The organism is Micromonospora sp. NPDC050276, from assembly GCF_044459545.1.
GTDB lineage: Bacteria > Actinomycetota > Actinomycetes > Mycobacteriales > Micromonosporaceae > Micromonospora.
Genome location: NZ_JBITJA010000008.1, coordinates 374,336 through 387,802, shown reverse-complemented (window position 1 = coordinate 387,802; position 13,467 = coordinate 374,336). Strand labels below are relative to the sequence as shown.

Here is a 13,467-nt window from a genome sequence, read left to right as displayed (position 1 = left end):
CGGCCGGGCGTTCGCGCGTATGACGACTCGTGCGCGGCCGTCAGGCCGCGGAGGCGGCCTTCGAGCCCCGGTGCGACGCCACCGGACCGGCGTTCCAGCCCCAGCGGGGGGCCGGCACCGAGACGTCGCGGCGTCCGTCCGTGTCGACGTCGTCGCTGTCGGTCCCGTCGATGGTCAGCTCAACCGAGGCGGGCGTGCTGCGGGCCAGGCGCAGGGACTGCTCGGCGCCGGTGCGGGCCGCGCACGGCCAGGGCTGCCCGGCGCACTGCAGGTTGCGGCACTGACCCTCGTCGTCCGCCTCGTGGGCACTCAGTACGTCGATCGCCAGCTGCCAGAGCAGCGGGTCGGTCACGTCGTGCGGGCGTTCGGCGGTGCGGCTCGGTCGGTTGCTGGTGTCGTCGGACATCGTGGGCCCCCCTCGTCAGGCTGTACCTCTCAAGGGTCACCCGTCAGCCGCCGGCTAAACCGCCGACCTGCTGTGATGTGTCTCTGGTCGCAGCTCGGCCGCGGACGCCGCACGCGTATCGGTCAGTCCGGCAGTAGCGGCATCTCCACGCCCGGCTCCCGGCCGAGCAGCACCGCCCGGGTGAGCGCCGCTGATCCGAACCGGTCGCGGACCGCATCCACCGCGGCGTCCAGATCGGACCCGGAGTCCGGCTGGAACGGCAGCTCCGGCTGCACCGGGTTGTCATCGAGGTTGCCCACCGAGACGCCGATGAGGGTGACACCGCGGCGATCGATCTCGGGCAGGGCGGCGCACAGCAGCGCACGCGCGGCGGCGAGCAACGGGGTCGTGTCCGCCGTCGCCTTACTCAGTGTGTGCGAGCGAGTCGCCAGGGTGTAGTCGCCGAAGCGCAGCCGCAGCATCACCGTGCGGCCGGACCGCCCGGCCGCCCGCATCCGCCGGCTGACCCGGTCGACCAGGCCGGCGAGAATGGCGTCCGACTCGGTCGAGGCGTGCGGGGTGCGACTCAACGCGTGCTGCGCGCCCATCGAACCGCGCCGCCGCCCCACCTGCACCGCCCGGGGGTCGCGATTGTGTGCCAGGGCGTGCAGGTGCCGGCCGGCGCCCGCCCCGAGCAGCGACACCAGCGCCGCCTCACCGAGCCGGGCCACCTCCCCGACCGTGCGGATCCGGCGTTCTCGCAGCTTGGCGGCGGTGACTGGACCGACGCCCCAGAGCCGCTCCACCGGTAGAGGGTGCAGGAACGCCAGCTCGGCGTCCGGTGCGACCACCAGCAGGCCGTCTGGTTTGGCCACCCCGCTGGCCACCTTGGCCAGGAACTTCGTGCGGGCCACGCCCACCGTGATCGGCAGGTGGACCCGGTCGCGGACCTCCCGGCGCAGCCGCTCGGCGATGTCGGCCGGTGGTCCGACCAGCCGCCGCAGGCCGCCCACGTCGAGGAACGCCTCGTCGATGGAGAGCCCCTCGACCAGCGGGGTGGTCTGCCGGAAGATCTCGAAGACCGCGCGGCTCGCCGCCGTGTACGCCGACATCCGGGGCGGCACGACGATCGCGTCCGGGCAGAGTCGACGCGCCTGCTGGCCGCCCATCGCGCTGCGCACGCCCCGCGCCTTCGCCTCGTAGCTGGCGGCGAGCACCACGCCGCCACCGACGATCACCGGCCGCCCCCGCAGGCGCGGGTCGTCGCGCTGCTCGACCGACGCGTAGAACGCGTCCAGGTCGGCGTGCAGGATGCTGGCGCCGGGCGACACGTACACATGTTCGCATGGCGCCCGACCGGTGTGGCAGTGAGCTGGGCGAACGCCCCGATCAGTCGAGGCAGAACTCATTGCCTTCGGGGTCGGCCATGATGAGGTGACCGGCGCCCAGCGGGGGAGTGGGCTCGCGCCGACTGAGCCGCTTGGCGCCATGCGAGACGAGCCGTTCGGCCTCCACCTCCAGGGCCGCCATCCGTTCGTCACCCGCCAGCCCAGGGGCGGCGCGTACGTCGAGGTGGACGCGGTTCTTCACCTGCTTGTGCTCCGGCACCCGCTGGAAGAACAGCCGTGGTCGGGAGCCCTCGGGGTCGACCACCGCCGACGCGTCGTTGCGGTTCTCCGGCGGCACACCCATCGCCTCCAGCGCCTGGTCCCAGGACTCGAAGTCTCCGGGCGGGGCCTGCACCTGGTAGCCGAGCGCCTCGGCCCAGAACGTGGCCAACGCGGCCGGGTCGGCGCAGTCGAACGTGATCTGGACGTCGCGGATCACGGAGGATCGCTGTTTCCTGATGTGGTCGGTCATGATCCCAGCCTCTCCCGAATAGCGGACAGTGCTGTTCCGCTATCCGTGCAACGATCGACGAGTGACCGTCGAGGCGACGACCGAGCGGGTGCTGCGGCTGCTGACGCTGCTGCAACGACGACTGTCCTGGACGGCCACCGAGCTCGCCGCCGAGCTGGACGTCACCGACCGTTGCGTACGCCGTGACGTGCAGCGTCTGCGAACACTCGGCTACCCCGTGCACGCGGCGCCGGGCGTCGGCGGCGGCTACCGACTCGGCGCGGGCACCCGACTGCCGCCGTTGCTCCTCGACGACGAAGAGGCGATCGCCACGGCGGTGTCGCTGCGGCTCGCCGCCGGAGGCACGGTCGCCGGGGCGAGCGAGGCCGCGCTGCGGGCACTCGCGAAGCTCGACCAGGTGATGCCGTCGCGGCTCCGCGCCGAGGTGCGGGCGGTGCACGGCGCCACCGACACCCTCATCCGGCCGGTCGCCGAGATCGACGCGGAGCTGCTGGTGACACTGGCGCGGGCCTGTCGGGACGCGGTGCGCGTTCGATTCCGCTACCCAGGTCGGGACGCTGGCGAGCAGGAACGGACGGTCGAGCCGATTCGGATGGTCACGACCGGCCGCCGCTGGTATCTGATGGCCTGGGACGTCGACCGCGCCGACTGGCGTACGTTCCGGCTGGACCGGATGCGGGCGGCGACGGCGACCACCTGGCGTTTCCGGGCACGTGAGCACCCGGATCCGGTCGCCTTCGTGCAGCGGGCGGTGACCGGGGCGCCGTACCGGTACCTCGCCCGGGTGCGGGTGCACGCCCCGGCCGACCAGGTACGCGAGGTGGTTCCGCCCCAGGTGGGGCGGGTCGAGGACGACTGCGACGGGTGGTCCGTGCTGGTCCTCGGCGGCGACAGCCTGGACTGGCTCGCCGCGCACCTCGCCCGCCTGAGCTACGAGGTCGACGTGCTGGAGCCCCCAGAGCTACGCGAGGCTGCCGCCCTCTTGGCCCGTCGCCTCGCGGCGATGGCGGGTGCGGCGCCGAACTAGATCATGGGTCGTCGTCACAGGTCGTCGAACGGGGTGGCGTAGCGGAACTCGCCCCGGATCGACTCGTTCCAGGCGTGCAGCGGTCGAGCCATGAAGTACTGCGGCCCCCACGGCTGCGGCGGGGTGACGCCCAGCTCGACGGCGGGCCGGAACCCGAAGCGCGGGTAGTAGTCGGGGTGCCCGAGCAGCACCACCAGCGGCTCGTCCCGCGCGTCGGCCGCGCCGAGCACCGCGTGCATCAACGCGCTGCCGACCCCGCGCCGCTGCCACCCGGGCAGCACGCCCAGCGGCCCCAGGCCCAACGCCACCGGCGCACCGCCCACCAGGCCGCGGGTGGCCACCACGTGACCGACCACCTGGCCGTCCGAATCGGTCGCCACCAGGGAGTACGCGGGCAGCCAACCCTCGTCGGCACGCAGCGCGTCGACCAGCGTCGCCTCGACCGGTACGCCATCGTCGTCGGTTTTGGCGAAGGCGGCGGAGTGCACCGCCCGGATGGCGTCGACGTCGGCGGGTGTCTCGCGTCTGATCAGCACCGCGCCACCATAGACGCGGTGAGTCGCACTGCTCCACGCGTTTTATCCCAGGCGCCGATGTGCCCGCGGTCGCGCCGGCGCCGGCCTGGCCGTCGGGCCGACGTGTGACGGCGGTGGGTCGTCCCTGGCGGTCGTCGTGCCCGTGGGTCGTGGTCGCCGGGCCGCACGTCGCGGACATGGCAGAAAAGTGGTTGATGCCTGTGAGTCATCAAGATGCCGCACAGTCATCAAGCGATCCGCGATCCGCGATCCGCGATCCGCTGGGCGGCGGTGGCCTCAGCCGACGGCGGTGGCTGAGGGTGGTGCGCTGCCGCCCTGGGGCGCCTCCGGGACCATCAGCCGGATGATCTCCGCCTGATCGGCGGGCGAGGGCAGCCCCCATTCCGGCCGGTAGCCGTACACCTGGTGCAGTGGGGTGGAGCCGGTGCGGCCGTCCAGGATCTCCACGGCGTCGGTGCCGATCAGGCCGGGGTGTTCGACGCCGCAGGCCTCGGCGACCTTGGTCAGGTCCCGGCGCAGTGTGCGCAGGTAGTTGGCCGCCCGGACCGACTTCAACGTCGGGTCCAGGCCCCGGCCGAGCCAGGTGTTCTGGGTGGCGACGCCGGTGGGGCAGGTGTCGGTGTGGCACTTCTGCGCCTGGATGCAGCCGATCGACAGCATCGCCTCCCGACCGACGTTGACCAGGTCGCAGCCGAGCGCGAACGCCACGATGGCGTTGTCCGGTAGGCCGAGCTTGCCGCCGCCGACGAAGACCACCTGCTCGTGCAGGTCGTGCTCGGCGAAGATTTTGTACACCCGGGAGAAGCCCTGTTGGAACGGGAGCGACACGGAGTCGGTGAAGATCAGTGGCGCGGCGCCGGTGCCGCCCTCGCCGCCGTCGATCGTCACGAAGTCCACACCCCGGCCGGTGTCGCGCATCAAGGTGGCCAGCTCCTGCCAGAAGCCCAGGTCACCGACCGCCGACTTGATGCCGACCGGCAGGCCCGTCTCGGCGGCCAGCAACTCCACCCAGTCGAGCAGACTGTCGCAGTCGGAGAACTCGGCGTGCCGGGACGGGCTGACGCAGTCCTGGCCGGCCGGGATACCGCGGGTGGCGGCGATCTCGGCGGACACCTTCGCCCCGGGCAGCAGCCCACCGAGGCTCGGCTTGGCGCCCTGGCTCAGCTTGATCTCCAGCGCCCGCACCGGCGCGCCGGTGACCAGCTCCTTGAGCCGATCCAGGCTGAACCGGCCGTGCTCGTCGCGGCAGCCGAAGTACGCCGTGCCGAGTTGGAAGACCAGCTCACCGCCGTTGCGGTGGTACGGCGACAGGCCGCCCTCGCCGGTGTTCTGCAAGCAACCGGCGAGCGCCGCCCCCTTGTTGAGCGCGGTGATCGCGTTGCCGGAGAGCGAGCCGAAGCTCATCCCAGAGATGTTGACCACCGACTCCGGCCGGAACGCCCGGGCCCGCCTCCGGGCCGCGCCGAGCACCTTCGCGCAGGGCAACCGCACGTCGTGCCCGGCGGTCGGCGACGACGGCGGCACGGCCCGGCCGAACGTGCGGTGCTTGATGATCGGGTACCCGGGGGTGTACTCGATGTCGTTGTCGGTGCCGAAACCGAAGTAGTTGTTCTCCTGCTTCGCCGACGCGTACACCCAGCGGCGCTGGTCGCGGGTGAACGGCCGCTCCTCGTTGTTGCCGGCGACGATGTACTGCCGAAGCTCCGGCCCGATCGCCTCCAGCAGGTACCGGGCGCGGCCGAGCACCGGGAAGTTGCGCAACAGCGCGTGGTCACGCTGGATCAGATCCCGCGCGGCGAGCGCCGCGACGGCGGCGGCTACGGCGGGTACGGCTCGACGGGCCCAGGTCATGCCCGGGACTCTTTCCGCCCTGGCAGTGGATCAAACCGGTGAGCTGGTTGGCGGCGGTGCGGGAGGCACCCGCACCGCCGCCGCGGGCTCAGCGGTGCCGGAACGACTCGCGGACCGACCCGCCGACGATCGTGCACCACGTGCTGGTGCTCAACTTCCCGTTGCGGGGCAGCCCGTGCAGCGCCTGAAGGTCCTGCACCGCCGCGCGGGTGGCGTGGTCGTACGCCCCGGTGACGGTGACCGCGTACCCCTTGGTGGCCAGGATTTCCTGCACGGCCGTGACCGGCGCTCCGGCCGCGTGCTGGTCCAACTCCGGCGCCAGCGTTTCCCAGGTCGGCGGGGTGAGCGTGGCGTCCACGTCCACCGCGATGCCGTTGCGGGCCTGCCAGTCCTGCACGGCCGCGACGGTCGCGGCGTCGAACGTGCCGCTGACGGTCACCGGGTAACCCCGGTAGGCGAGCAGGTGCTGCACCACCCGGACCGAGGGGGAGTTGACGAAGCGCCACAGGTCCGGCCAGCGGCGCGCCGGCACGTCGCCGAGCTTGGTGCCGAGAGCCGCGTACACCCGCCGCCGCAGCTCCGGGAACTGCCGGTAGAAGGCGGCGCCTGGGCACTCGGTGGTGCGGAAGTCCCAGTGGCCGAAGATGTCGTGCGCGTGCAGTCCGTACTGCCGGCAGATCGCGACGCAGAGCTTGACCAGCGAGTCGGTCAAGGCCTTCGGCGGCGTCTCGGTGACGTAGGTGCCCTCGTTCTCGATGCCGATGGCCCGGCCGTTCTCACCCGGGCAGTGCGCCGAGATCATCTGCCGGTCGCCGGCCTCGAGGCGCTCCAGACTGCCCCGACGGCCCTCCAACACGTAGCCGCCACGGCTCACCGTGAAGTGCTGGCCGGTGTCCGACCAGCCGTTGCCGTCCATGTGCAGGTCCTGGCAGTCGTGGGCCAGCTTGACCGCCTGCTCACGGGAGTAGTCGGTGACGTTCGGAAACGCCATGTGGTGCACGATGATCTTGTTGGTGGCGATGGCGCTCACCGACAGCGGGTCCTTCGGCGGGCGGGCGGCCCACTCGTCACAGCTGATGATCCAGTCCAGGTCGGTGCCCGGGGCGGCCTGCGCCGCGCCCGGGAAGGCGAGTTCGCTCCCGACGACGGCGACCGTGGCGGCGCCCAGACCGGCCCGCAGCAGCGTCCGGCGATCCACTTCGGAATGGTCGACGTGCATTGCATCTCCTCCTGCGGCCGACGGCGGGGGGATGAAAAGTAGCTCCAGTGGCCGCACGCACTCCGGAGAATATTGCCAAGACTCGTCCGCGCGCTAGAGGGTTGGCGGGCCGGGTGATCACATTGCGTTTCCGCGCGTCGGGTCGGGGGTAGGTCGGGGCTGACCGTTCCGGCTGCCCCTTAAGGAATGACCAGATGAGTGACAACGTCAGCGACGCGGTGGGTGACGCTCTCCGCTCGGTGATGCTCTTCCTGCCCAAGGCCGTCGCCTTCCTGGCGATCCTGGTGGCAGGATGGCTGATCGCCAAGGCCGTACTGAAGATCGTGGAAAAGGTCCTCGAACGGGTGGGCTTCGACCGCGCCGTCGAGCGCGGCGGCATCCGCCGCGCGTTGAGCCGCTCCCGGTACGACGCCAGCGACATCGTCGCGAAGCTCGTCTACTACGCGGTGCTGCTGTTCACCCTGCAACTCGCCTTCGGCATCTGGGGGCCGAACCCGATCTCCGACCTGCTCGGTGCGGTGATCTCGTGGCTGCCCCGAGCCTTCGTCGCGATCGTCATCGTCGTGGTCGCCGCCGCCATCGCCAACGCGGTCAAGGACATCATCAGCGGCGCGCTCGGCGGCCTGTCGTACGGGCGGGTGCTGGCCACCATCGCCTCGGTGTTCATCCTCGGCCTCGGTGTCATCGCCGCGCTGAACCAGATCGGCGTGGCCACCGCGGTCACCACTCCCGTGCTGATCGCCGTGCTGGCCACGATCGGCGGCATCCTCGTCGTCGGTGTCGGCGGTGGTCTGATCCGTCCGATGCAGAGCCGGTGGGAGTCGTGGCTGACCCGCGCCGAGCAGGAGTCGCAGCTGATCGCCGAGCACGCCCAGGCGTACCGGGCGGGTCGCCGCGACGCCGAGGCCGAACTGGCCCGCGCGTCGACCACCACCGGCGACCCGGAAGCCACCCAGGTGGTGACCCGGCCAGTCGACGCGGACGCCACCCAGGTGGTGGGCGGCGTCGACCCCGACGCGACCCAGGTGGTCAGCGGCGGCACCGACCGCGCGGTGCCCGGGCAGCGCACCAGCGACGACAGTGAGACCACCACGGTCATTCCGCCGCTCGACCGGCGCTGACATTTGGCGGTACGGCGGGGCGGGATCGCGCTGATCCCGCCCCGCCTCGCGTTGTCCGGCACGCCGAAAGCGCTGGCCTCGGCCTGGCGGCTTGTCTAGCATCGCGGACATGACCTGGCGACATTGATCCAGCCGCCTAGGCCGATCCCGTGGGCCACCACGGGCACCGCACGTCCGGTGTCCGTCTCCACTCCCACGGGAAGGCCCCATGATCTCCATCGCCTCGCGCGTGCCCGACCCGGCGCTCCGCCGGCTGACGGCGACCCTCTACGGGTACGCGTTCCTCAGTGACCTCGTCCTGCTCTACCCGCTGTACGTGGTGTTCTTCGCCGACACCGGGCTGTCGGTGGGGCAGATCGCGTCGCTCTTCGTCGTCTGGTCGGCCGCCGGCATCCTGTTCGAGGTGCCCTCCGGCGCCTGGGCCGACGTGCTGTCCCGCCGGCTGTTGCTGTGCCTCGCCCCGCTGGTGGCCGCCACTGGTTTCGCGCTCTGGGTGCTGCTGCCCTCGTACCCGGCGTTCGCGGTCGGTTTCCTGCTCTGGGGCGCCGGTGGTGCACTGGTCTCCGGTGCGCTGGAGGCGTTGGTCTGGACCGAGCTGGACCGCCTCGGCGCGGTCGGCCGGTACGCCCGGGTGCTCGGGCGGGCGCGGACGGCGGGCGTGCTGGGCGTGGTGGCCTCCGGAGTGCTCGCCGGCCCGATGCTCGCCGTCGGTGGGTACCCGGCGGTCGGCGGGGCCAGCGTGCTCGCCTGCCTGCTCGCCACCATCGTCGCCACCCGGTTCCCGGAGCACCGGCCAGCGGACGGCGAGCGTGATCCGGCCCCGGACGACGACGGTGACCTGGGGTGGTGGGACACGCTGCGGGCCGGAGTCGCGCAGGTCCGTACGCGTCCGCCGGTACGGGCCGCCGTTCTGCTGGTCGCCGTGGTGGCTGCCGACTGGGGTGCCCTAGACGAGTACACCCCGCTGCTGGCCCTGGACACCGGCGCCGGGGCGCAGGTCGTACCCCTGCTGCTCCTGTTGCTCTGGGCCGGGGTGACCGTCGGCGGGCTGTTGGCGCCGGCGGGGGAGCGGCTGGGCGGCCGAGGCTACGCGGCACTGCTGGGCCTGGTCGGCGTCGGGCTGGCCGGGGGTGCCCTGCTCCGGCACCCGGCGGGGTTCGTGTTGCTCGCGGTGGCCTTCGGCGCAGCGCAGTTGGCCACCGTGCTGGCCGACGCGCGGCTGCAGGCCCGGATCACCGGAACCAGCCGCGCCACCGTCACATCCCTGGCCGGGATGGCCACCGACGTGCTGATCATCGTGACGTACGCCGGCTATGGCCTGCTCGCCACGGCGGCCGGCAACGCGGTCGCGTTCGCGCTGACCGCCGGGGCGTACGTCGTGGTGGCGCTGGTGCTGCTGACCCGCCGCCGCCGGACGGCCGTGCCCACCGGCGTCGCCGCGACGGTGACGCCTGGCCGGGCTGACCGGGGCCCGGACTGACCGCGGCCCGGCGGCAGCCTCCTCCGGCCGCCGGGCCGCCCGGTCAGTCAGCGGGCCAGGTGCAGGAACGACCACTGGTGGCCGTCGAGGTCCCGGAAGCCGCGCATGTACATCGGACCGTTGGCCATCCCCGGGCCGAGCGACTCGCCACCGGCGACCGCCGCCTGGTCGACCAGTTCGTCGACCTGCCCCCGGCTCTGCGCCGACAACCCGACGACGACCTCCCGGCTGGTCGCCGTGTCCGTGGCGGCGACCCCGGTGTACCTCTCGAACCCCGAGCGGAGGTGCAGCACCAGCCGGGTGCTGTCGGAGATGGTGAGCACCATGCTGTCGCCCTCCGGCTCGGCCTGGTCGCTGGTGAAGCCGATCGCCCGGTAGAACTCGACGGCGGTGGCCAGGTCGCGCACCGGCAGATTGATGAAGGTCATGGTCACCGGAGGTCTCCGTCCGTTTCGAGCAGCGCCTTCAGCGCGGCGAGCCGGTCCCGCCAGTACGCCTTCAACTCCGCGGCCTGCTCGGCCCCGGCCAGCTTCTCGTGCACGACGCTGACCCGGGCCTTCGACTCGCCGACAGCGTCGATGCCGACGACAATCCGGGTGGGGCCACCGGCCCAGTCCGCCCGGAAGCTGCGCGGCGCGGTGGCGGTGCGGACACGTACCTCGACGTCGGGCAACCAGCGGGTGCGTGTGGCCTCGTCGGCGAACGCCTCGAACAGCCGCCGCGCCGGCACGGTCACCGTTCGGCTCGCGCTGGCCTCGAAGCCGCCGCCGCGCCGCTGACCCGGCGCGCGCAGGCCGCGTGCCTGCTCGTACCCGACGGTGATCGTTTGCGCCCACCAGCCCGGCACCTCGTGCTCGGTGACCAGGTGGCGGGCGATCTGGGTGTGCGTCCGCTCGGCGGCGCTCGCGGCGTCGAGCAGGGCGAACCACTCGGCCCAGCCGCGGCCGGTCCGGTCGCGGATCAGCTCGTCGGCGATCCGCTCGGTCTGGGCTGTCGCGGCCGTGGGAGGGGCCGCGGCGGTGGGTTCGGTCTGCGCCGGCGGGGACGCGGCGGTGGACTCCTGAGCCGGTTCGGCGGCCCGGTTGATCAGGTGCCGGCGGGCGGTGGTGTAGCTCTCGCCGGTCTTCTCCATCCGGGTTCGGACCCGGGCCTTGAACGATCTCTGGTTGGTCATCACATGCTCCCGGTCAACGGCACGGTCACCGGGACTCACGCTCCCGCCGACCCCGCCGGAGTGGGGCATGTGGCACCACGTCCCGAGGGCTCCAGGCCCCCTTTGCCTCCGCGTTGCCGGCGGCGTGAGCGCCGGGAGGGAGGTGCGGCGCAGGACTACGCCGACCTCATCCTACGCCTCGACTGGCCGTCGGCGCAGCCGTCAGGGCTGGTCACCGTCGAGGTAGACCCATCGGCCGTCCTCGCGCACGAACCGGCTGTGTTCGGTCATCGTGCCGGGGCGGCCCGCGTCCCGGTAGTGGGCGTGGAACGTCACCGTGCCGGCGGTGTCGAGCAGGCCGCCTCGCTCGGTTTCGACGATCTCCAGTCGGATCCACCGCTGGCCCGGGTCGAGCCGCAGGGACGTGGGCCGGGTGGACGAGTGCCAACTGCGCAGCAGATAACCGGTGTCGCCGAGGGCGAAGGCGCTGAACCGGGAGCGCATCAACGCCTCGGCCGTCGCCGGTGCGTCGCCGCCGTGCACCGGGGCGCAACAGTCCGCGTACGCCCGGCCGGAGCCGCACGGACACACCTGTCCCGTCGTCGCGTTCGCCCGTCGATGCCCCGCACCCTTACCCACGCCACCATCCTCCCCCACCCCGTCCCCGCGTCCCGCGTCCCCGCGTCCCCGCGTCCCCGCGTCCCCGCGTCCCCGCGTCCCCGCGTCCCCGCGTCCCCGCGTCCCCGCGTCCCCGCGTCCCCGCGTCCCCGCGATCTTGCACTTTCTGTCGCGGCATAAGTGATGAAAGGCGTATATCAACAACACAAAGTGCAAGATCGACGGGGCTGGGGCGGTGCGGGGCTGGGGAGGTGCGGGGCTGGGGCGGTGCGGGGTGGGGCTGGGAGGTGCGGGGCTGGGGCGGTGCGGGGTGGGGCTGGGCGGGTGCGGGGTGGGGGGGATCAGAGCCAGCCGGAGCGGCGGAACAGGCGGTACAGGAAGAGGGCCGCTGCCGCCATCAGGGCCACCGCGCCGGCGTAGCCGTAGCGCCAGGCCAGCTCGGGCATGTGGTCGAAGTTCATGCCGTAGATGCCGGCGATGCCGGTCTGGGTGGCCGCGATGGCCGCCCAGGCGGCGATCTTGCGCATGTCGTTGTTCTGCTCCACGGCGAGCTGTGCCAGTCGCGACTGGACGATCGAGGTGAGCAGGTCGTCGTACGCGGCCACCCGATCCACCGCCCGGCTCAGCCGGCCGTCCACGTCGACGAACCAGCGGTGCAGGGCGCGGGGCGGGCCGTCGGGCTCGAGCAGCGTACGCATCGGCGCCTGCAACGGCAGGACCGCGCGCTTGAACTCCACCACCTCCCGTTTGAGCTGGTAGATGTGCTGGATGTCGACGGCGCGGTCGCGGGCGAAGACCGCCTCCTCGACCCGTTCCAGGTCCCGTTCCACGTGCCCGGCCACCTCCAGGTAGGAGTCGACCATGCGGGCGCAGACCGCGTACGCCACCGCCCATGGGCCGGCGGCCAGCAGCGCGGGGCGGCGCTCGATGTCGGCGCGGACGCTGCGCAGCGCCCCGGCGGCGCCGTGCCGCACGGTGATGGCGAAGCGGTCGCCGAGCAGCACCATGACGTCCCCGGTGTCGATGACCTCGGAGGTGTCGGTCAGCTCGTCGTGCTCCACGTATCCGGCGGTGCGCAGCACCAACAGCGTGACCGGCCCGTGCCGTTGCACGGTGGGCCGGTGTCCGTCGGCGAGTGCCTGTTCGACGGTCAGCTCGTCGAGGCCGAAGGTCTGGCCGACCGCGGCGAGCACGGCCGGGCCCGGATCGTGCAGCCCCAGCCACACGAAGGCAGCACGTCCGCGTTGCGCCCGCGCGTACGCGTCGGCGTAGTGCTGTTGACCGGGCTCCCGGCGGCCGTTGACGTAGACGGCGCAGTCGACCACGGCGTCCGGATTGGACCGGCGGGGGGTGGGGGAGTCGCCCTCGACGCGGCCGAGCAGTCGACGGGCCAGGGCGCGTACGCCTCGACCGGCTCGGTCCCGTACCGGTCGCTGATCCACCGCGTGCCTCCCCGTCGCCGCCGCACCACCTCGATCAGGGATGGTGCCACCGCATTCTGCCGAGCCGGGTCCGGCTCCCGACAGCGGGGCGGTGACTCAGGCGGGGCGGCGGCTCGGGCTGGCGGCCCGGCTCAGGCGGTGCGGGTGGCGAAGACCACGACGTTGTCGACGTAGTTGCCGGTCGCGGCGTCGAACCGGCCGCCGCAGGTGATCAGGCGCAGCCCGGCGGCGTCCCCCGGGCCGTAGACCAGCGAGCTGGGAAAGTGCTCCTTGGGGTACGCGCGGACGTCGTCCACGGTGAACGTGACGACCCGGGCGTCGGCGCGGGTGACCTGCACCTGCTGGCCGGCGCGGAGTCGACCGAGGTCGAAGAAGACCGCCGGGCCGGACGGCGAGTCGACGTGCCCTACCAGGACGGCGTTGCCGGTCTCGCCGGGGCTGACCCCGTGCCGGTACCAGCCGGCGAGGGTGGGTCGGTCCAGTGGCGGCACCTCGAGCACCCCGGCGGCGTCCGCGCCCACGGGGACGATGTCGGCGCGTACCTCGATGGCGGGGATCTGCACCCGGACCGGCGCGGCGTGTGGCAGCGGCGCCAGGTCCGGTGCGGGGTGGGTGCGGGTCGGCGCGTGGGCCGGCGGTCGTGGTGGCCGCGCCGGGTCGGCGGTGAGGCCGACGGTGATCAACCCCAGCCCGGTCACGCCGAGCAGGGTGACCACGGCCGGTAGGGTCCGCCGCCACCACACCTGTGTACCTCCGTACGGGATCGTCGGGGTGC

Annotated in this window: 14 protein-coding genes; 3 read left to right on the top strand and 11 right to left on the bottom strand. The window is 72.7% G+C overall.

What is annotated here, in order from left to right:
• Positions 1-40 precede the first annotated feature (40 nt).
• The 3 genes from ACIBF8_RS20570 to ACIBF8_RS20560 form a co-directional block, all read right to left on the bottom strand.
• Entirely contained in the window at positions 41-406 is a 366-nt protein-coding gene (locus ACIBF8_RS20570; RefSeq protein WP_396784841.1) for a hypothetical protein, read from the bottom strand.
• Between the two features lie 122 nt (positions 407-528).
• The gene (gene dinB, locus ACIBF8_RS20565; RefSeq protein ID WP_396784840.1) at positions 529-1,716 is read right to left on the bottom strand and encodes a DNA polymerase IV; all 1,188 of its coding nucleotides are present in this window, start codon (positions 1,714-1,716) and stop codon (positions 529-531) included.
• A gap of 58 nt (positions 1,717-1,774) precedes the next feature.
• Entirely contained in the window at positions 1,775-2,245 is a 471-nt protein-coding gene (locus ACIBF8_RS20560) for a VOC family protein (RefSeq protein ID WP_396784838.1), read from the bottom strand.
• A gap of 61 nt (positions 2,246-2,306) precedes the next feature.
• On the opposite strand from ACIBF8_RS20560, the gene ACIBF8_RS20555 reads away from it, so the two are divergent.
• Positions 2,307-3,272 (top strand): helix-turn-helix transcriptional regulator, encoded by a 966-nt coding sequence (locus tag ACIBF8_RS20555; protein ID WP_396784837.1) that lies wholly within the window; start codon positions 2,307-2,309, stop codon positions 3,270-3,272.
• A 14-nt stretch (positions 3,273-3,286) separates the two neighbouring features.
• Here ACIBF8_RS20555 and ACIBF8_RS20550 read toward each other — a convergent pair whose 3' ends face one another.
• The 3 genes from ACIBF8_RS20550 to ACIBF8_RS20540 all read right to left on the bottom strand — a co-directional run bounded on the left by ACIBF8_RS20550 (position 3,287) and on the right by ACIBF8_RS20540 (position 6,857).
• Positions 3,287-3,808, bottom strand: coding sequence for a GNAT family N-acetyltransferase (locus ACIBF8_RS20550; RefSeq protein ID WP_396784835.1), 522 nt, complete (start codon positions 3,806-3,808; stop codon positions 3,287-3,289).
• A gap of 276 nt (positions 3,809-4,084) precedes the next feature.
• Positions 4,085-5,659 carry a glutamate synthase-related protein gene (locus tag ACIBF8_RS20545; RefSeq protein WP_396784833.1) on the bottom strand — a complete coding sequence of 525 codons (1,575 nt, stop codon included), beginning with the start codon at positions 5,657-5,659 and terminating at the stop codon, positions 4,085-4,087.
• Between the two features lie 88 nt (positions 5,660-5,747).
• Entirely contained in the window at positions 5,748-6,857 is a 1,110-nt protein-coding gene (locus ACIBF8_RS20540; protein WP_396784831.1) for a peptidoglycan-binding protein, read from the bottom strand.
• Positions 6,858-7,072: 215 nt separating this feature from the next.
• On the opposite strand from ACIBF8_RS20540, the gene ACIBF8_RS20535 reads away from it, so the two are divergent.
• Entirely contained in the window at positions 7,073-7,999 is a 927-nt protein-coding gene (locus tag ACIBF8_RS20535; protein ID WP_396784829.1) for a hypothetical protein, read from the top strand.
• A gap of 208 nt (positions 8,000-8,207) precedes the next feature.
• A complete protein-coding gene (locus ACIBF8_RS20530) occupies positions 8,208-9,479 on the top strand; it encodes an MFS transporter (protein ID WP_396784828.1) in 1,272 nt (423 codons plus the stop codon).
• 47 nt (positions 9,480-9,526) lie between these two features.
• On the opposite strand, the gene ACIBF8_RS20525 is transcribed toward ACIBF8_RS20530, so the two are convergent.
• The 5 genes from ACIBF8_RS20525 to ACIBF8_RS20505 form a co-directional block, all read right to left on the bottom strand.
• Positions 9,527-9,907: a VOC family protein gene (locus tag ACIBF8_RS20525; protein ID WP_396784924.1), complete on the bottom strand. Its 381-nt coding sequence runs from the start codon at positions 9,905-9,907 to the stop codon at positions 9,527-9,529.
• A gap of 2 nt (positions 9,908-9,909) precedes the next feature.
• Positions 9,910-10,653 (bottom strand): hypothetical protein, encoded by a 744-nt coding sequence (locus tag ACIBF8_RS20520; protein WP_396784826.1) that lies wholly within the window; start codon positions 10,651-10,653, stop codon positions 9,910-9,912.
• A 201-nt stretch (positions 10,654-10,854) separates the two neighbouring features.
• Positions 10,855-11,271 (bottom strand): YchJ family protein, encoded by a 417-nt coding sequence (locus tag ACIBF8_RS20515; RefSeq protein ID WP_396784825.1) that lies wholly within the window; start codon positions 11,269-11,271, stop codon positions 10,855-10,857.
• Between the two features lie 320 nt (positions 11,272-11,591).
• Positions 11,592-12,692: a magnesium and cobalt transport protein CorA gene (locus tag ACIBF8_RS20510; RefSeq protein WP_396784824.1), complete on the bottom strand. Its 1,101-nt coding sequence runs from the start codon at positions 12,690-12,692 to the stop codon at positions 11,592-11,594.
• A 131-nt stretch (positions 12,693-12,823) separates the two neighbouring features.
• Entirely contained in the window at positions 12,824-13,408 is a 585-nt protein-coding gene (locus ACIBF8_RS20505) for a class F sortase (protein ID WP_396784823.1), read from the bottom strand.
• Positions 13,409-13,467 lie beyond the last annotated feature (59 nt).

Bases quoted from the DNA above. Each gene is read 5' to 3' on its own strand.
- ACIBF8_RS20530 (WP_396784828.1), top strand. From the start codon at position 8,208: ATGATCTCCATCGCCTCGCGCGTGCCCGACCCGGCGCTCCGCCGGCTG.
- ACIBF8_RS20535 (WP_396784829.1), top strand. From the start codon at position 7,073: ATGAGTGACAACGTCAGCGACGCGGTGGGTGACGCTCTCCGCTCGGTG.
- ACIBF8_RS20520 (WP_396784826.1), bottom strand. From the start codon at position 10,653: ATGACCAACCAGAGATCGTTCAAGGCCCGGGTCCGAACCCGGATGGAG.
- ACIBF8_RS20525 (WP_396784924.1), bottom strand. From the start codon at position 9,907: ATGACCTTCATCAATCTGCCGGTGCGCGACCTGGCCACCGCCGTCGAG.
- ACIBF8_RS20570 (WP_396784841.1), bottom strand. From the start codon at position 406: ATGTCCGACGACACCAGCAACCGACCGAGCCGCACCGCCGAACGCCCG.
- ACIBF8_RS20560 (WP_396784838.1), bottom strand. From the start codon at position 2,245: ATGACCGACCACATCAGGAAACAGCGATCCTCCGTGATCCGCGACGTC.
- ACIBF8_RS20545 (WP_396784833.1), bottom strand. From the start codon at position 5,659: ATGACCTGGGCCCGTCGAGCCGTACCCGCCGTAGCCGCCGCCGTCGCG.